This window comes from Streptomyces sp. NPDC005878 (assembly GCF_040629815.1).
In the GTDB taxonomy this organism is placed as follows: domain Bacteria; phylum Actinomycetota; class Actinomycetes; order Streptomycetales; family Streptomycetaceae; genus Streptomyces.
In genome coordinates this window covers 101650-117928 of the sequence record NZ_JBEXWK010000016.1, presented here as the reverse complement: position 1 = coordinate 117928, position 16279 = coordinate 101650, and the positions used below count along the sequence as shown (strand labels likewise).

Annotated in this window: 15 protein-coding genes; 7 read left to right on the top strand and 8 right to left on the bottom strand. The window is 72.6% G+C overall.

The window, feature by feature from the left end:
• Positions 1-3 precede the first annotated feature (3 nt).
• Positions 4-984 (bottom strand): endonuclease/exonuclease/phosphatase family protein, encoded by a 981-nt coding sequence (locus ABZ404_RS23210; RefSeq protein ID WP_358837654.1) that lies wholly within the window; start codon positions 982-984, stop codon positions 4-6.
• A 213-nt stretch (positions 985-1197) separates the two neighbouring features.
• The gene (locus ABZ404_RS23205) at positions 1198-1431 is read right to left on the bottom strand and encodes a chaplin (protein ID WP_358837206.1); all 234 of its coding nucleotides are present in this window, start codon (positions 1429-1431) and stop codon (positions 1198-1200) included.
• 468 nt (positions 1432-1899) lie between these two features.
• Here ABZ404_RS23205 and ABZ404_RS23200 point away from each other — a divergent pair, with 468 nt between their 5' ends.
• Positions 1900-3159 (top strand): MFS transporter, encoded by a 1260-nt coding sequence (locus tag ABZ404_RS23200; RefSeq protein WP_358837207.1) that lies wholly within the window; start codon positions 1900-1902, stop codon positions 3157-3159.
• Positions 3160-3196: 37 nt separating this feature from the next.
• On the opposite strand, the gene ABZ404_RS23195 is transcribed toward ABZ404_RS23200, so the two are convergent.
• The 3 genes from ABZ404_RS23195 to ABZ404_RS23185 form a co-directional block, all read right to left on the bottom strand.
• Complete coding sequence (locus tag ABZ404_RS23195) at positions 3197-4522, bottom strand: phosphatase PAP2 family protein (RefSeq protein WP_358837205.1); 1326 nt, start codon at positions 4520-4522, stop codon at positions 3197-3199.
• Positions 4523-4787: 265 nt separating this feature from the next.
• Positions 4788-5333, bottom strand: a complete 546-nt coding sequence (locus tag ABZ404_RS23190) for a flavoprotein (protein WP_358837204.1) — start codon at positions 5331-5333, stop codon at positions 4788-4790.
• Between the two features lie 48 nt (positions 5334-5381).
• Positions 5382-6044: a CatB-related O-acetyltransferase gene (locus ABZ404_RS23185; protein ID WP_358837203.1), complete on the bottom strand. Its 663-nt coding sequence runs from the start codon at positions 6042-6044 to the stop codon at positions 5382-5384.
• Between the two features lie 212 nt (positions 6045-6256).
• On the opposite strand from ABZ404_RS23185, the gene ABZ404_RS23180 reads away from it, so the two are divergent.
• Both ABZ404_RS23180 and ABZ404_RS23175 read left to right on the top strand, forming a co-directional pair.
• Positions 6257-7045 carry a VOC family protein gene (locus ABZ404_RS23180; RefSeq protein ID WP_358837202.1) on the top strand — a complete coding sequence of 263 codons (789 nt, stop codon included), beginning with the start codon at positions 6257-6259 and terminating at the stop codon, positions 7043-7045.
• Positions 7046-7198: 153 nt separating this feature from the next.
• On the top strand, positions 7199-8419 hold the full coding sequence (locus tag ABZ404_RS23175) for a PP2C family protein-serine/threonine phosphatase (protein ID WP_358990795.1): 1221 nt from the start codon (positions 7199-7201) through the stop codon (positions 8417-8419).
• A gap of 19 nt (positions 8420-8438) precedes the next feature.
• Here the strand turns inward: ABZ404_RS23175 and ABZ404_RS23170 are convergent, their stop codons facing one another.
• Entirely contained in the window at positions 8439-8996 is a 558-nt protein-coding gene (locus ABZ404_RS23170; RefSeq protein ID WP_358837327.1) for a DUF3237 domain-containing protein, read from the bottom strand.
• Between the two features lie 130 nt (positions 8997-9126).
• Between ABZ404_RS23170 and ABZ404_RS23165 the strand changes: the two genes are divergently transcribed.
• Together ABZ404_RS23165 and ABZ404_RS23160 are read left to right on the top strand one after the other, a co-directional pair.
• Positions 9127-9795 (top strand): TetR/AcrR family transcriptional regulator, encoded by a 669-nt coding sequence (locus ABZ404_RS23165; RefSeq protein ID WP_358837328.1) that lies wholly within the window; start codon positions 9127-9129, stop codon positions 9793-9795.
• A gap of 93 nt (positions 9796-9888) precedes the next feature.
• Entirely contained in the window at positions 9889-10416 is a 528-nt protein-coding gene (locus ABZ404_RS23160) for an N-acetyltransferase family protein (protein ID WP_358837329.1), read from the top strand.
• Positions 10417-10616: 200 nt separating this feature from the next.
• On the opposite strand, the gene ABZ404_RS23155 is transcribed toward ABZ404_RS23160, so the two are convergent.
• Complete coding sequence (locus ABZ404_RS23155) at positions 10617-11264, bottom strand: LuxR C-terminal-related transcriptional regulator (protein ID WP_358837330.1); 648 nt, start codon at positions 11262-11264, stop codon at positions 10617-10619.
• Positions 11265-11553: 289 nt separating this feature from the next.
• Between ABZ404_RS23155 and ABZ404_RS23150 the strand changes: the two genes are divergently transcribed.
• Positions 11554-14379: an AAA family ATPase gene (locus tag ABZ404_RS23150; protein ID WP_358990792.1), complete on the top strand. Its 2826-nt coding sequence runs from the start codon at positions 11554-11556 to the stop codon at positions 14377-14379.
• 39 nt (positions 14380-14418) lie between these two features.
• Here ABZ404_RS23150 and ABZ404_RS23145 read toward each other — a convergent pair whose 3' ends face one another.
• A complete protein-coding gene (locus ABZ404_RS23145; RefSeq protein ID WP_358837650.1) occupies positions 14419-15567 on the bottom strand; it encodes a winged helix DNA-binding domain-containing protein in 1149 nt (382 codons plus the stop codon).
• A 258-nt stretch (positions 15568-15825) separates the two neighbouring features.
• Here ABZ404_RS23145 and ABZ404_RS23140 point away from each other — a divergent pair, with 258 nt between their 5' ends.
• Positions 15826-16233, top strand: a complete 408-nt coding sequence (locus ABZ404_RS23140) for a DUF1992 domain-containing protein (RefSeq protein WP_358837649.1) — start codon at positions 15826-15828, stop codon at positions 16231-16233.
• Positions 16234-16279 lie beyond the last annotated feature (46 nt).

Genomic DNA, 16279 nt, shown 5'->3' with positions numbered 1-16279 from the left:
GGCTCACTGTCCCGTCGACACCGTCACCGAGGCGTCCACGATCCGGTGGTTGGAGCAGGGGATGTACACGCCGTTGCGGTTGGTGCACCGGTCGGTGGCGATGGGGTGCGTGTCCTCGTCGTAGGAGACCAGGCGGCTCTCGGGGGCGAAGACGTGGTCCACCTTCGCCTTCTGCCCGCACTTGCCGAGGAGCGCGCCCTCGGTGCTCTGCTCGCCCCAGCCGGGGCAGAGGGTGTCGAGGTCGTCGAGCTCACGGAAGGCGCCCGTGTTGCCGCCGTTGTCCGAGGTGGCGACGCTCGGCGCGTACCAGGTGTCGAGCAGCGGGTCGTGGGGCTGGGTGTTGAAGTCGCCCGCCGTGATCACGGTGCCGCCGAACTCGTTCATCTTGCCGCGTACGGCGTCGAGTTGGGCCGCCTTGGTCTCCGCCTTGAAGGTGATGTGCGTGGAGCAGAACCGCAGTCCGCCGGGCTGTGAGGCCACGGGCACGCACAGCAGCTTTCGTGCCTTGTCGCCGTCGGCGGGCAGCGTGACGCGGTCGGTGCCGCTCGGGGCGAACTTGCTGAACACGGCGACGCCGTAGGGCTCCACCGTGCCCGTGGCCGTGTGGCAGCCGGTGCCGTCCACGTCGGGCATCGGCTCGAACCGTGCGAAGTTGGTCGGACTCTGCGGCCAGCCGGCGTCCTGGAGGCCCTTGAGGACGGAGCGGTACTGCGCCGGGCAGACCTCGTTGAGGGAGACGAAGTCGGGGTCGCGGTATTTGACCGAGCCGATGATCGCGTCGACGAGGCCGTTGGTGGTGGAGCCGAAGTTCGACTCGTCGCCGGCCACGTTCCAGTGCCAGACCTTGTACGTCGCCGTGCCGGTGACGCCCGCCGCCCCGCCCGGGTCCGCCACCGCACCGGCCGGAGCCGCCCCCACCGTGAGACCTGCCGTGAGACCCACCGCGCCGACGATCGTGAGCAGGGTGGTCCGCAGTCCGCGCATGTCTCCCCCATGAAGTTCCGGTTCGCCGGGGGAGATTGTCCGCAGGAGTGATCATGGCGTCAAGGCGTGATCCCTTGTGCTCCCCGCGCCCCCTGCGGGGGCTGCTTCGCGGTGCCGGAACCGTGCGTGCTGCCCGGCCGGTCCGGACGTACGCGCCGTACCGGCCGGGCAGCACGCTCGGGCGCCGGGTCGGCCCCGGCGCCCGAAGCGGGCTCAGCGGTTGACGCAGGTGTTGCCGGTGGCCGGGTTCAGCAGGCCGACGACGTTCACGCTGTTGCCGCAGAGGTTGACCGGCACGTGGATGGGCACCTGGATCAGGTTGCCCGAGAGGAACCCCGGGGACCCGGCGGCCACACCGTTGGCACCGGCGTCGGCCACCGCCGCACCAGTACCGGCGAACACACCGGCGACGGCGGCCATGGCAACGAAGGCAGTGCGAATACGCATGTCTCTCCCAGATTTCGGTGGAACGAGGTGACGGCCGAAGCCCATCACGCCGGGCCGGTCCAGCTGATCGGGTAATCGTTCCTTTTGAAGCGATTCACTCCCACGGGATACAGGCGCTTGACCCATAGGGCGCAATCCCGGCCCCCGGTGTCTCCGCCTGGCGGCAGAGACGCACCTCCGCCGTACGGCGCACGCCGACGGCGGCATCGGAATCGATGCTGGTCAGCGCGGTCTCCGGCCCTTTCACCCCTCGCGTCGTCCGCAGCCCGTCCGCCCGGACCGGGCGGACGGGCTGCGCGTGTCGGCCGAGGCGGCGGGTGGGGCTCGTCCTCACCTTCGGGGACGGACCGCCGAGGGGTCGGGGGGCGTCCCGTCGGAAATTCGATTGCCCTGGATCCGCCCCGCCCCACACCATCGTCACTCGTGACCACCACGGCATCCCCCACCCCCCGCTCCCGTCTGGCCGGCATGCTGCCGGACCTGTCCCCGTGGCGGTCCTCCGCCGACTTCCGGCTGCTCTGGGTCCAGGGCATCGTCGCGATCCTCGCCAGTTCGATGGCGATGATCGCGCTGCCGCTCCAGATCAAGGAGCTCACCGGCTCGCCGCTCGCGGTGGGTGCGATGGGTCTGGTCGAGCTGGTGCCGCTGGTGGTGTTCGGGCTCTACGGCGGAGCGCTCGCCGACGCCGTGGACCGCCGCAAGGTGATCCTGGCGACCGAGGCGGGGCTGGCCGTGCTGGCGGTGCTGCTGCTGGGCAACGCCGTCCTGGCGACCCCGCGGCTGTGGCCGCTGTACGTGGTCGCGGCGGGCGTCTCGGCCCTGGCCGGGCTCCAGCGGCCCGCGCTGGACTCGCTGCTGGCGCGGATCGTGCCGCACGAGCAGCAGACGGCCGCCGCCGCGCTGAACGCGGTCCGCTGGCAGATCGGCATGATCGCGGGCCCGGCGGCCGCCGGGCTGGTGGTGGCGTACGCGGGTCACGGCACGGCGTACGCCCTGATGGCGGCCGGTTTCCTCGGCTCGGCCCTGCTGTGCCTGCGCCTCTCCCCCGCCCCGCCCGCCCAGGGGGCCGACAAGCCGTCCCTGCGCGGTATCGCGGAGGGCGCCCGCTATGCCTGGTCGCGGCCGGTGCTGCTGGGGACGTACGCCGTCGACCTGGCGGCGATGTTCTTCGCGTTCCCGAACACGATCTTCCCGTTCCTGGCGGACGAGCTGGACGCGCCATGGGCCCTCGGCCTGATGTACGCCGCCGGGTCGGCCGGTTCCGTGCTGGTCAGCCTGACCAGCGGGTGGACCTCGCGGGTACGGCGGCACGGGCTGCTGGTGGTCTTCGGGGCGGCCGGATGGGGGCTGGCGATCGCGGCGGCCGGGTGGTTCTCGAACATCTGGCTGGTGCTGCTCTGCCTGGCCGCGGCGGGCGCCGGCGACATGCTGAGCGGTCTGGGCCGCTCCACGATCTGGAACCAGACGATCCCCGAGCATCTGCGGGGACGGCTGGCGGGCATAGAGGTGCTCTCCTACAGCGTCGGGCCGCAGCTGGGCCAGGTCCGGGCGGGCGGGATGGCCGGGTGGACGGGCACCCGGTCCGCCTTCTGGTCCGGGGGCCTGGCCTGTCTGGCGTCCGTGGCCCTGCTGTCGGCCGTCCTGCCGAAGCTGGTCACCTACGACGCGGACACGGACGAGGAGGCCCTGCGCCGCAAGGCCCAGCGGGAGGAGATCCCCAAGGTGTGAGGCAGCCGGCCCCTTTGTCCCGCATTTCCCTGGCGGCTCAGACCATTTCGGGCTGCGTTTCCCATTCCGGCTTTCCGGAACGTGCCGTTTCCGTCTTCCACCGCTTGGTGGTCCGTACGTATCCGTAAATGACGGAGCCCGTCGTCAGAAGGAGCAGCGGTGCGAACACGAGCGGGTGGTGGGCCATTTCCAGCGGCAGATAGCGGTACGAAAGCAGCAGCGCGGTGAAGATGACCGCCCCGTAAAGCACCAGCTGGATTCCCGACCGGTCCCAGCCCCGGTCGAACGAGCGCATCGCCGCTTCGATCGTGACGGCGAACACGACGCCGGCGAGGAGATCCGCGCCGTAGTGATATCCGAATCCCAGCGTCGCACTGAGGGTGGCGACCAGCCAGAACGTTCCGGCGACGCGCCCGATCCGCGGGGCGCTGCGGGAATGGATGAAGATCGTGGTGGCCCATGCCGTGTGCAGGCTGGGCATGCAGTTGCGCGGCGTGATCTCGTCGTACGGGAACGGGTGCGGAGCGCTGAGGGAGGGCACCGTGTCCGGCCACATCTGGGCCAGGGCCCAGGGGCCGCCGCCGGTGCCGAAGGCGCCGTCGCCGTAGGTGAAGACGGGTCCGACCACGGGGAAGAGCATGTAGACGGCCGGTCCGACCAGGCCGACGACCAGGAAGGTGCGCACCAGGTGGTGGCTGGGGAAGCGTCGTTCGGAGGCCACGTTGCGCAGTTGGTACAGCGCGAAGAGGGCCGCCGCGAGCGGTAGCTGGCCGTAGACGAAGTGCAGGACATGGGAGCCGACGGGGCCGCCGGCCTCGACGATCCGGCCCGCCACCCAGGAGGGGTTGCCCAGCGCGTGGTCGGCGGTCACGACGTACTGATCGAGCACGTTGGGCCGGGTCTTGGAGGTGATGAGCAGCCAGGTGTCGCCGGTCTTGTGACCGACCACGAGCAGCATGCCGAGCCCGACACCCTTCAGCAGAAGGAGCCGTTCCTTGCCGGTGCGGCGCGTGACGGCGATGACGGCATAGACCAGAATCACCCACAGCGGACCGTTTCCGAAGGCCATCTTGGCATCGACGACCCAGCGCACCGTCATGAAGACGGCGTCGATACCGACCGCGACACCGGCGGCGATGAACCGTTGCCGCCAGGTGAGCACCACCATCATCAGTGCCATGCCGGCATACAGGAGCGGCCCCGACTTGGGGGCGAAGATGAGCTCCGGCACCTGGCCGCTGATCGGCCCGGACATGCCGTAATGATGCGCGGTGATCTCCAGTGCCACGAAAAACCCGAGGGTCACCACGGCCACGGCAGCCCACAGTTTTGCCCGGGGCCGGCGCAGCGCGGCGACGTCCATTCTGAAGTTTATTCGCGAAAGCACCCGCGGTATTATCGAGTTCAATTATTCGGCCGATGTGTGAGATTTTCCGTTGACCGGTCGCCCTTCGTGCCGGACTGCGTTTCTCCGGTGAAGGACGGGCGTTGAGGGCGACCGCCGTTCGATCATGCTATCGGAGCGGAGCGGGTGCTTTGCCGGGGCGGAGTGGCGCGGTGATCGGCCCCGGGGCGGCTTGCCGGGGCCCCGGCAAGCGCCGACCGGCGGAGAAGATGATCCTTTCGCCTTACGGCGTGAGGACGCGGGCGGCAGCCATAAGAGCGACATGCCAGGGGTATGCCTCCGGCTGCCCCTCGCCCGGCTGATGCGGAAGGAACGCTTCCTCGCCGTGGAGCACGCTCACGCCCGCCCCGCGCAGGGTCTCCACCGAGCGCTCGAACGCGGGGTGGCGCTCATACGCGGCGTTGACACAGGGCATCGCCACGGTCGGGATCCCCCTCCCCACGGCCTCCGCGGCGACCCCGATGACAAAACTGTTCGTCAGCCCGAGGGCCCAGGCGTTCACCGAATTGAAGGTGGCCGGCGCGAACAGGACGGCGTCGGCCGCCGGCCACACCTCCGGCTCGCCGGGCCGGCCGTAGTCGAAGCGCACCGGATGCCCGGTCAGCACCGCCAGCCCGTCCAGGCTGCCCTCCAGCCAGCGGGCGGCGGTCGGCGTCAGCCCGAGGCAGACGTCCCAGCCGTCGGCCTGGGCGGCCTCGACGACCCCGGCCACATCGAAGACCGGAGGCGCCGCCGAGCAGAACAGATAGAGAGTCCGAGGCATCGTCATGAACCCCATCCCACCCCGGCAAGTGGATCACATGCAACCGCCTCCCCCTCAGCGGTCCTGCTCCGCGCCGGGCGTCCGGGGAGCAGCGGCTTCCAGTTCGGCGATGCCGCCCGACATGATCGTGCGTACGTGCTCGGTGATGTGCTCCGCGGGCCAGTCCCACCAGGCCACCGCCAGCAGCCGGGCGACGTCCCGCTCGCTGTAGCGGGTACGGACGAGGCGGGCGGGGTTTCCGGCGACGATGCCGTAGTCCGGTACGTCCGCGGTGACCACGGCGCCGGAGGCGATGATCGCGCCGTGGCCGATCCTCACTCCGGGCATCACCTTCGTGTCGTAGCCGAACCAGACGTCGTGGCCGACGACCGTGTCCCCGCGGTTCGGCAGGCCCGTCAGCAGGTCGAAATGGTCCGACCAGGAGCCGCCCAGGGTGGGGAAGGGGAAGGTCGAGGGGCCGTCCATCCGGTGGTTGGCGCCGTTCATGAGGAACCGGACGCCGGTGCCCAGCGCGCAGAACCTGCCGATGATCAGCTTCTCCGGGCCGTAGTGGTAGAGCACGTTCCGCGTCTCGAACGCGGTCGCGTGCTCCGGGTCGTCGTAGTACGTGTACTCCCCCACCTCGATCAGCGGGGACGTCACCAGGGGCTTGAGCAGCACCACACGCGGCTGCCCGGGCAGGGGGTGGAGGACGGTGGGGTCGGCGGGCACGGGCATGGGGTGTTCCTTCCGGGTGGTGTGTCGCTGTCCGCGCCATGATCGCGCCGCCGCGCCTGCCAGGACACCTGGTTTCCCCGTACCCACGGTGAGTTGGGGCCACCGGGGCCGTGTTGAGGTCCGTTTCCGGTTTTGGGTGCCGTGGGGCTGGAGAGGTCACTGGATGCCCGGAGCGGCGACCGCGCCGACCATCCACCACGGGGAGACCGCCCATGCCGTTTGCCAACAGCCCCTATCCGCACGGGACTCCCTGCTGGGTCGACCTCGTGGTGCCCGACCAGCGGGCGGCGCTCGACTTCTACCGTGACGTCTTCGGCTGGGAGTGCGAGACGGGGACGCAGGAGAGCGGCGGATACGCCATCTGCACCCTGAAGGGGAAACCCGTCGCCGGTATCGCCACCGCGATATCCCCCGACGGCGGGCCCGCCCACCGGAGCGTGTGGACCACCTACTTCGCCGTCTCCGACGTCGACGCGAGCGAGAAGACGATCATCGAGAGCGGCGGCACCGTGGTCGGCCCCGGCACGGACGTCCGCACGCTCGGCCGGGTGGTGACGGCCACCGACCCCACGGGCGCGGCGTTCGGGCTGTGGCAGGCCCGGGACTTCTCCGGCGCGGGGATCGTCAACGAACCCGGTGCGTTCATCTGGAACGAGCTGAACACGAGCGACCCCGACGCGGCGTCGCGCTTCTACTCCCGCGTCCTGGGCGTCACCAGGACCCCGATGGAGGGCGAGCCGGGATACTCCGCCATCCAGGTGGACGAGCGGACCGTCGCCGGAATGCAGGGGCTCGACAAGCTCCCCGAGGGCACGCCCTCGCACTGGCTGACGTACTTCGCCGTCGACGGCACCGACCGCGTCGCCGAAGCCGTCGTCCGTGCCGGCGGCGCCGTCCGCAAGCCCCCCTTCGACATGAGCACCGGCCGGATGGCGGTCGTGCGGGACCCCCAGGGCGGCACGTTCGCCGTCATCACCCCTTCGCGCGGCGAGGCGGGCTGACGCGCGCGGGCGGCCGGTCGCCACGCGACGCGGCGGCCGGGTGAAGCGCCTCCCTGCGCGGGTCCGCTCCTCCGGGTGGCCCCACGGGGCGGATCGCGCCGGGCGGGATGCGGGAGGGGGTGTGAGACTGCCGGAAAGAGGAGGTGGTCGCCCATGGGCAGGGATGGCGCCGAGAACCCCGAATGCGGCGAGCGCCTGCTGGAGGAGCTGCTCGCCCAGGCGCACGCCGCGCCGCCGATGGACCTGCCGACGCTGGTGAACCGGTGCGCGGAGGCGTATGGCCTGGGCGAGGTCGTCATCTACCTGACCGATCTTCAGCAGCGCCGGCTCGTCCCGCTCACCGAGGGGGTCGCGACGCTGGACATCGACACGTCCATCGCCGGCTGGTGCTACCGGACGGTGTCCCTGCGGATGGAGGACGTGGAGACCGGAGTCCTGTGCCTGTGGCTGCCCGTCGTGGACGGCTCCGAACGGCTCGGGGTCCTGGGCGTACGGACGCGTTCCGTGGACGCCCTGCGGCTGCGGCGCTGCCGGATCCTGACCCAGGTCGTGGCGATGGCCATCACCTCCAAGCGCGCCTACAGCGACAGCTTCGTCCGTAAGGCGCGGGCCGAGCGCATGCAACTGCCCGCGGAGATGCTCCGCGCCTTCCTCGCCCCGCGCACCATCGGCAACACCCATGTCGTCTCCACCGCCGTACTCGAACCGGCGTACGAGATCGGCGGTGACGCCTTCGATCACTCCCTCACCCAGTCCACCCTCCACGCCGCGATCCTCGACGCCATGGGCCACGACCTCGCCTCGGGGCTGACGACCTCGGTCGCGCTGGCCGGCTGCCGCAACGCGCGGCGGGCCGGGGCGGGGCTGCTCGACCTCGTCGAGACCATCGACCAGGCGCTCGGCCAGTGGCTGCCCGACAAGTACTGCACCGGCATCCTCACCCAGCTCGACCTCGCCACGGGCGTGTTCAGCTGGTGCAACTGCGGGCATCCGCCGCCCCTGCTCATCCGGGACGGGCGGGTCGTCGACGGTGCCCTCGAACGGACACCCCAGCCGCCCATGGGCCTGCCCGCCAGGTTCAGCACCGAGCCCCGAGCCGTCCACGAGATCACCCTGGAGCCCGGCGACCGCGTGCTGTTCTACACCGACGGCGTCACGGAGGCGCGCACCGCGGGGGGCGGGGAGTTCGGCATCGACCGCTTCACCGATTCCATCATCCTCGCCACCGCGGCGGGCGAACTCGCCGCGGAGACGCTGCGGCGCCTCATCCACTCCATCCTCGACAGCGGGGAGAACGACTTGCGCGACGACGCCACCATGCTGCTCATCGAGTGGTGGGCCCCGTCGACGAGGCCCGAGCCGCGACGGGGGTGAGCGCGGCGCCGACGTCGCCTCACAGGACCCGGAAGACCTTGTAGGCGATGCCTCCCTCGACCAGGTAGCCCGACCCGACGCAGACCGTGTCGTTGAGCCACGCGTAGGCCTCGGACCCCGTCTCGAAGAGGGGGGTGGTGCGGAAGTAGTAGCGGGCGGGATGGACGCGGTGCCGCTCGGCGGGGTCCGCCATGGCGTCGCGCAGATCGGGCGGGGTGGCCCAGCGGCCTCCGTAGGTCAGATACAGGAGCGCGCCGTCGTGGGTGCGCAGGGTCAGGCGTACGTCGAGACGCATCGTCGCGTCCGGACCGAACAGCGCCCAGTCCCCTCCCCCGGGCAGGACCTCGCCGCGCAGCCCGGGGCCCGCGAAGGTGCCGCCCGCCGAACCGAAGAGGACCCGGCGGCCGAACGGGCCGTCGCCGATGGGCAGACGCGGTTCGAGGTCCACGACCATGTCGAACAGGTGGGCCGTGCGGAGGTTCCCGACGTCCTTCACCCGTGGATCCACGGTCAGGGGGCGGCCGCTCTCCATGACGGTCGACGTGTGCGCCGGCGGGGACTTGTGGTGGTCCTGCACGGGTGCCTCCTTGGGAAACGCCGACTCGGGCGAGCCGGCTTCAACTGCGGGCGAACAGACGTCACCTCCGGTCAAACAAAACGTACGACCGGTCGTGCACTTAAAGCAAGAGAGTGAGAGGATGAGGCGGATGAGCGAGCACACGGGGCGTCGGCCTTCCCAGGAACCACCCGCTTCTTCTCTCGGCGCGAGCGAGGAGGCGGTGGTGGACCAGCGCCTCCTTCGCGGCGCCCGGACCCGGCGCAGGATCGCCCGCCATGGCGTCGACGTGGCGTCCCAGGAGGGGCTCGAAGGCCTCAGCATCGGCCGGCTGGCGACCGACCTGGGGCTGAGCAAGAGCGGAGTGCAGACCCTCTTCAAGACCAAGGAGAACCTGCAACTCGCGGTCGCGGAGGCGGCCCGTCAGGCGTTCACCGAGGCGGTCGTCGATCCCGCCCGCGGCGCCCCGCCGGGTGCCGCCCGGCTGCGCGCGCTCACGGAACACTGGATCGTCTACGCCGAGGCGCCCCTCTTCGCCGGCGGCTGCTTCTGGGCCGCCAACCTGCCGGAGTTCGACGACCGGCCCGGGAGCGTCCGCGACGTCCTGTCGCTCCACCGGCGCGCCTGGCAGGCCCTCCTCGCGGGCGAGCTGCGCCACGCCGTCGAAACCGGCGAAATCGCTCCCTGCGAACCTGATTTGACGGCATTTCAGATCGACGCGGTGCTCCACGCCACCAACCTCGCGCTGCGTCTGGGCGAGGCCGATGCCGTCTCCCGGGTCCGCCGCACGGTCGACGGACTCCTCGCGCCGGCCCGCTGACGGGACCCGCCCCTCAGGCCCCCGGGACGGGACGGACACATGACCTCGGACGAGCGAAACAACCGTGAAACCCGCGCTGACTATGGTCGGCGGATGAGCAGCAGGGTGAACGGGGCGGCCGCCTCCCCGACACGGATCCGCGCGGGCGTCGAGGACGACCTGGAGGAACTGACCCGTATCTACAACCACTACGTCGTCGAGACCCCGATCACCTTCGACGTCGAACCGTTCACCGTCGAGCAGCGCCGCCCGTGGCTTGCCTCCCACCCCGGCCACGGCCCGCACCGGCTCCTGGTCGCCGAGGAGGGCGGCAAGGTCCTCGGCTACGCGACGAGCAGCCCGTTCCGTCCGAAACCGGCGTACTCGACCTCGGTGGAGACCAGCGTCTACGTGGCACCCGAGCAGGTGGGGCGCGGTGTCGGCAGCCTGCTGTACGCGGCGCTCCTCGAGATGCTGGAGGGCGAGGACGTACGCCAGGTGCTCGCCGGGATAGCGCTGCCCAACGAGGCGTCGCGCCGGCTCCATCTGCGCTTCGGCTTCCAGCCCGTCGGGGTGTACCGGGAAGTCGGGCGGAAGTTCGGCCGGTACTGGGACGTCGCCTGGTTCCAGAGGCCGGTATAGCCGTGCGGGCCGTCTGTCTCGGCGTACGGGGCGTTCACCTGGGGTCCTCGGGTGGTGTGGCGGCGCGGGCCGCGCGGGCGGCGGCCACGGGGTGCCCCGGTGGGAGCGTTCGGACGACTGCGGCGGGGAGCCCCGCGGGCCGTGCAGCCGGACCGTCGCCCCGTCGGGCCATCGAGGGCGGCCGTGGTGGGCCCGCTCGGTCAGATGTAGCCCTCGCGCAGGGCATAGGCCACGGCATGCGCGCGGTTGCGCAGATGCAGACGGGTGGTGAGGGCGTGGATGACGTTCTTGACGGTGCGTTCGGAGTACGAGAGCTTGCCGGCGATCTCGCCCGTGTCGAGCCCGTCGGCGAGCAGCCGCAGCACGTCCACCTCGCGCGGTACGAGGCCCATCGAGGGGGCACCCGGGCGGCCCTCGGTGCCCCGGTGCAGGGTGCCCACCTGGCTGATGAGCCGTCCGAGCAGGTCCGCGGGCAGGTCGCCGTCGCCGCGCGAGGCGGCCAGGACCGCCTGGACGAGCCGGTGGGCGGTGGCCTCGTGCCGCCAGACGATGGCGCCGATGCCGCAGCCGACGACGTCCAGCAGCTCCGCCTCGCGGAGGGTGTCGACGACCACCACGGCCCGCGCTCCCTCGCTGCGCACGATCCGGCGCAGCCGGGTCAGCGCGGCCTCGTCGAGCGTGTTCTCGACGAACAGGGAGACCGTGCCGGGGCCGGTCTCCTCGCGCAGCTCGATCTCGGGGTGGCGGCGCAGTTGGCTGACGGCTCCCTCACGGCTGATGGGGTCCGGTGCGGTGACGGCCACCGGGACCCGTCGGCGGACGGAACGCGTCTGCGCGGTATCGGACATCGTGGCGGTCCCGGGTGAGTTCAGCAACCGTCTCCCCTGTTCACGAGCGTGCCGTACGAGGACGTCCGGCACTGGTCAACTGTCTTCACCCTTCTTCGGGGGCGACGGCGCGCGCAATCGTGGAGCACCACGAGGCACACCACGAGACCACCACGAGAGGGCCTTACGACCCCCCGCGAACGGGACTTCGGGGCCATGTCCCTGCCCCCGCGTGATCGATCTCACCCCCACCTTCGTCGCGTTCCGCCCGTCTGACGGGTGGGGGAAGCACCGATGTCAGGAGGCCCCGATGAGCGGACCACTCCGCGAACGCGACCGCGCCCGGGGGCTGATCGGCGCGGCGGTCGAACGCGCACGCTCCGGTGCCGGCGGGCTCGTGGTGCTGCGCGGCGCCACGGGCACCGGCCGTACCGCCGTGCTGGAGGCCGCCGGTGCGTACGCCACGAAGGCCGGTCTGCGGGTGCTGCGGGTGCGCTGCTCGTCCGAGCACACGGCGTTACCCTTCGCAGCCGTGCGCCAACTCCTCGCGCCGGAAGCCGAGTTACCCGATCCGCTGCCCGGCGGGGACGAGCACGCCCGGGCGGCCCGGCTGTGGCGGACGCTCCGCTCGTACGCGGCCGAGGGGCCGCTCCTGCTCGCCGTGGACGACGTCCACCTCGCCGACGACGCCTCCTGCCGCTGGCTGCGCGAACTGGCCCGGCGCGGTGACCAGTCCGGGGTCCTGGTGGTGGCCACCGAACGCAGCCAGTACGACATCGACCCCGGGCCCGGCGGGCTCACCCGGACCCTGTCGCCCTCGCTCGTCCACGCCCACACCCTCGCCCCGCTCGGCGACGCCGCGGCGGCCGACCTGGTCCAGCAGGCCTTTCCCTCGGCGAACCCGGCGTGGCGGGCGGCCTGTGCGCGCGCCGCGGCGGGCAGCCCGCTGTTGCTGCACGCCCTCCTCGACGACCTGGGCGCGGAGCCCCCGGGGGGCGACGGGCCGCCGCCGCTGCCCGAGACCTGCGCCGCCCTGTATCCCGGCTCCTATCCGGCGGCCGTTGCCTGGTGGCTGCACAGTGCCGGTCCCGCCACGGCCCACGTGGCCCGCTGCCTGGCGGCGCTGGAGGAGGCGTGGCCGCCGGACGAACCCGGCGTGGACGACCCGGACGGGCAGGGCGACCCGGTGCGGCTCCTGGCCGAGGCCACCGGCGCGGACCCCGCCAGGATCACGGGGTGGATCGCCGCGACGACCCGGCTCGGCCTGCTGCGCCCCGACGCCACCGGCCGTCCCCGCTACGCGCACCCGCTGCTGCGCGACGCGGTGCTCAGCGGCTGGCCCGAGGCACACCGGCAGGCGGCGCACCGGGCCGCGGCGCGGGCGATGCTCCGCGGCGGTGCACGGGCCGAGGCCGTCGCCCGGCACCTGCTGCGGGTGCCCGCCGGCGGTCTGCCCTGGGCGGTGCGCGTCCTGCGCGACGCGGTGACCGTCGCCGTGCACGACGCCCGGCCCGCCGACGCCATCGCCTATCTGCGCCGCACCCTGGACGAGCCGCTGCCCGACACCCTGCGACGGCGCGTGCTCACCGAACTGGGGTCCCTGCACTACGCCTCGGCCGACGCACCGGCGGCCATCGCCCGTCTGGCCGAGGCACACCATCTGACGGCCGAGCCGCGCGACCGGGTGCGTACCGCCGTCGCCCTGGGCACCGCCCTGGTGAGCCGCGGCGAGATCCCCACCGCCCTGGAGGTCCTGCTCCACACCGAGGGACAGCTCTCCGCCCACCCGGACCTGGCGCGTACGGTACGGACCGCGACCGCGCTGCTGGGCGACGGGGACACCGAGGCGCGGCAGCGGATCCACCGGCGGCTGTGCGAGGCGGCGCAGTACTCCCCCGAACTGGTCGGCACCGCCGGGCAGGCCCTGCTCGTGCGGTATGCCGCGACGGCCGCGGCGATCTCCGCCCAGGAGGCGATGGCCCGGATACGGGACCTGCTCGCCCAGCCCACCGACCCGCTCGCCGAACCCTTCCTGCTGGGGACGGCCGCGGCGGTGGCGCAGTGGGCCGACGAACTCGACGAGGCCGACCGGCTCGTCGACCACGGCCTGGCCGCCCAGCAGCCCATGCTGCTGCATCCGATGCGGCACCTGCTCCTCAACACCCGCGCCGACATCGCCGCGGCCCGGGGCGACGCCGGCCATCTGCTCGCCGCCCACTACGACGCGAGTGTGGTGGAGCGTCCCAAGGAGCTCCGCCCCGTCCCGTCCAACCGGGACGCCAACGCCCTGCTGGCGCTCGTGCACACCGGCCGCTTCGAGGAGGGCCGGCGGTTCGCCGCCGCGTTCGATCTGCGCGGGCCGGCGAAGAGCTTCGAGGGCAACCGGTTCCTCTACGCGCGGGGCGCGCTGCGGGCCACCACCGGCGACCTGGCGGGCGCGCTGCACGACTTCCTCGAATGCGGCCGCCGCCAGTCCGCGCGCGGTGTGCTCAGCCCGGTCGTCACCCCGTGGCGTACGGCGGCGGCGCAGTGCCGGCTGGCGCTGGGCGGCGGCCGCGACGCGCTGGCCCTGGCGGCGGAGGAGCTGCGGCTGGCCCGGGTGTGGAACACCCCGCGCACGGTGGGCCGCGCCCTGCGGGTGCTGGGTGCGGCGACGGGGGGCCGGCGGGGCCTTGAGCTGGCCCAGGAGGCGGTGGCGACCCTGCGGGGGGCGACCGCCGACTCGGGCATGGAGCTGGTGCGGGCGCTGCTCGCGCAGGGCCGCCAGCTCCACGCGGCGGGCGAACGCGGCCATGCCCGCGACTGCCTGCGCGAGGCAGCCGAGCTCGCCGAGGGCCGGGGCGCCGTGGGCATGGTCACCCAGGCCGGTCAGGCCCTGCGCCAGAGCGGGGCGCGTGGCCCCGCGGTGATGCGCACCGGCCCGGCGGCGCTGACCGGCAGTGAGCGCCGTATCGCCGAACTGGCCGCCGACGGTCTGAGCAACCCCGAGATCGCCGATCTGCTGCATCTGGCACGCCGTACCGTGGAGACCCATCTGACCAGCGTCTACCGCAAGTTGCGGATACGGCGCCGGACGGAACTGGCCGACGCGCTGGAGCAGGAGAGGCCCGGAGCGCTGGAGGCGTGCACCCCCTGATGGGACCCTCGGCGCCCGCCGGTGTGCGCGGGCGCCGGTTCAGTCCCCCGGGAGCAGCCGGGTCTCGGCCACGGGCATCCCCTTGGCCCACCAGTGGTCGTAACGGGCGTAGGCACGCGGGTCGCGGGCGGTGAGGAGGGCGAGCAGGGAGCGGGCCTCGGCCGCCAGTTCCTGCCAGACGTGCGGGGGCAGCGGGTGGAAGGCACCGGCTTCGATGCCGTCCCCGGTGGCGCGCCACACGCCGACGACCCGGCCGTCGACCAGCAGGGTGGGCAGCACGTCGCCGTTCACCCGGGTCACGTGCTTGCGGTAGGCGGGCGGAATGACGCGAGCGCGGTCGGCGTGGGCCAGCAGCACGCTGTCCCACATCGCCATCAGCCTGGGCGGGGCGGGCGTGTCCTCGTCGGGCCTGGGCGCGCCCGGGAGGTCGTGGAGCACGGTGCCGTCCGGGCCCTCCAGCTGCTCCAGCTCGTCCCCGAGTTCCTTCACCGCCGCCCTGACCCGGGGCCGCTGGACCAGCGCGAACTGCGCCATGTCGGCCGTCGACGCCGGGCCGAAGCCCGCCAGGTAGCGCAGGATCAGCGTCCGCAGCCCCTCGTCGGCCGCCGCCGGCTCCCCCAGGGCGGGCCGCCGCGCCGCCGTGACGTACGAGAGCCGGTGGGTGAACGCCCAGGGTCCGCCCGTGGGCGCGTGCCACAGCGGGGCGTACTGCCGGAGCATGCGCTGGGCCCCGGTCTCCAGCGGCCGGCCGAGCCGCTTCTCGAACCATGCTCCCAACTCGGCGCTCGTGCGCGGCTGTCGGGTGTGGGCGAGCAGGTCCGCGAGCAACGCGTCTGCGTCCTCGGCGGTCAGCCCACTGGTGCGAAAACGCGCGTCGCCGAGCCGCGAGGAGCGCAGCGTCGGCTCCATCGCCGCTCGAAAGCCCTGGTAGTCCTCGGCGAGGACCGCGTGCAGGGTGAGCCGCATGAGCGTCGCTTTGACGATACGGCGTTTGTCCAGCGCCTCGTCGAGCTGAGCCGGGTCGAAGTCCCGCAGCCGGTTCCACAGCGCGATGTACGGCGACGCGGGCTGCTGCGCCTGGAGGGCGACCACCCGGCGCAGCGCCTCCACGGCGCCGAGCGGCTCGCGCCGGAGCAGCAACTGCCGGGCGAGGGTGGCACGGTTGAGGGCGCGCGCGGAGATCACCATGCGGTGATTCTCCCGTATCACGCCCATGGCGCACCGTTGCCGGCCGGCGGCGCGCCACCCCGCCGGGAAGACCCACTGAAACCCTGCGGCCCACCCCCGGCGCCCGGATCATGGCGTGGGGCCGCCAAGGACGTGCGGGGTGCCGCCCGGCTAGGGTTGAGGGTGTCGATGCCCGTTCCCGGCGGGAGCGCACCGGCCGGCCGCGCCGATCCCCGGACGGCCGCCGCGCCGCTCCCCGCGACAGAGGAGAGTGACCCGATGACAGAGCGCAAGCCGGCGGGAATGAGCGTCGAGTCGTGGGTGGACCGGCAGATCCGGGAGGCCCAGGAACGCGGCGAGTTCACCGGACTGCCGGGCTTCGGCAAACCCCTGCCCGACGCCTCGCAGCCGTACGACGAGATGTGGTGGATCCGCCAGAAGATGGCCCGTGAGGGCGTCACGGCGATGCTGCCGCCGGCGCTGGCGCTCCGCAAGGAGATCGAGGACGTGCTGGCCGCGGTGGCGAAGGCACCGTCCGAGCGAGCCGTACGGGCACTGCTGGAGCCGGTCAACGACAAGATCACGGCCATGCTCAGGCAGCCGCCGCCGGGACCCCCGTTGGGCCGCAAGCCGATCGACGTGGACGAGGCCGTACGGGAGTGGCGGGCGGCACGCCGCGAGGGGTGACCGTCCGCCCGGACCGCCCCCAAAAGCCACCCCGCCGCCGTGTGAC

What these genes read in the sequence shown, in the direction of transcription:
- ABZ404_RS23210 (WP_358837654.1), bottom strand. Translation starts at nt 984, where the DNA reads ATGCGCGGACTGCGGACCACCCTGCTCACGATCGTCGGCGCGGTGGGT.
- ABZ404_RS23205 (WP_358837206.1), bottom strand. Translation starts at nt 1,431, where the DNA reads ATGCGTATTCGCACTGCCTTCGTTGCCATGGCCGCCGTCGCCGGTGTG.
- ABZ404_RS23200 (WP_358837207.1), top strand. Translation starts at nt 1,900, where the DNA reads ATGCTGCCGGACCTGTCCCCGTGGCGGTCCTCCGCCGACTTCCGGCTG.
- ABZ404_RS23195 (WP_358837205.1), bottom strand. Translation starts at nt 4,522, where the DNA reads ATGGACGTCGCCGCGCTGCGCCGGCCCCGGGCAAAACTGTGGGCTGCC.
- ABZ404_RS23190 (WP_358837204.1), bottom strand. Translation starts at nt 5,333, where the DNA reads ATGACGATGCCTCGGACTCTCTATCTGTTCTGCTCGGCGGCGCCTCCG.
- ABZ404_RS23185 (WP_358837203.1), bottom strand. Translation starts at nt 6,044, where the DNA reads ATGCCCGTGCCCGCCGACCCCACCGTCCTCCACCCCCTGCCCGGGCAG.
- ABZ404_RS23180 (WP_358837202.1), top strand. Translation starts at nt 6,257, where the DNA reads ATGCCGTTTGCCAACAGCCCCTATCCGCACGGGACTCCCTGCTGGGTC.
- ABZ404_RS23175 (WP_358990795.1), top strand. Translation starts at nt 7,199, where the DNA reads ATGGGCAGGGATGGCGCCGAGAACCCCGAATGCGGCGAGCGCCTGCTG.
- ABZ404_RS23165 (WP_358837328.1), top strand. Translation starts at nt 9,127, where the DNA reads ATGAGCGAGCACACGGGGCGTCGGCCTTCCCAGGAACCACCCGCTTCT.
- ABZ404_RS23160 (WP_358837329.1), top strand. Translation starts at nt 9,889, where the DNA reads ATGAGCAGCAGGGTGAACGGGGCGGCCGCCTCCCCGACACGGATCCGC.
- ABZ404_RS23155 (WP_358837330.1), bottom strand. Translation starts at nt 11,264, where the DNA reads ATGTCCGATACCGCGCAGACGCGTTCCGTCCGCCGACGGGTCCCGGTG.
- ABZ404_RS23150 (WP_358990792.1), top strand. Translation starts at nt 11,554, where the DNA reads ATGAGCGGACCACTCCGCGAACGCGACCGCGCCCGGGGGCTGATCGGC.
- ABZ404_RS23145 (WP_358837650.1), bottom strand. Translation starts at nt 15,567, where the DNA reads ATGGTGATCTCCGCGCGCGCCCTCAACCGTGCCACCCTCGCCCGGCAG.
- ABZ404_RS23140 (WP_358837649.1), top strand. Translation starts at nt 15,826, where the DNA reads ATGACAGAGCGCAAGCCGGCGGGAATGAGCGTCGAGTCGTGGGTGGAC.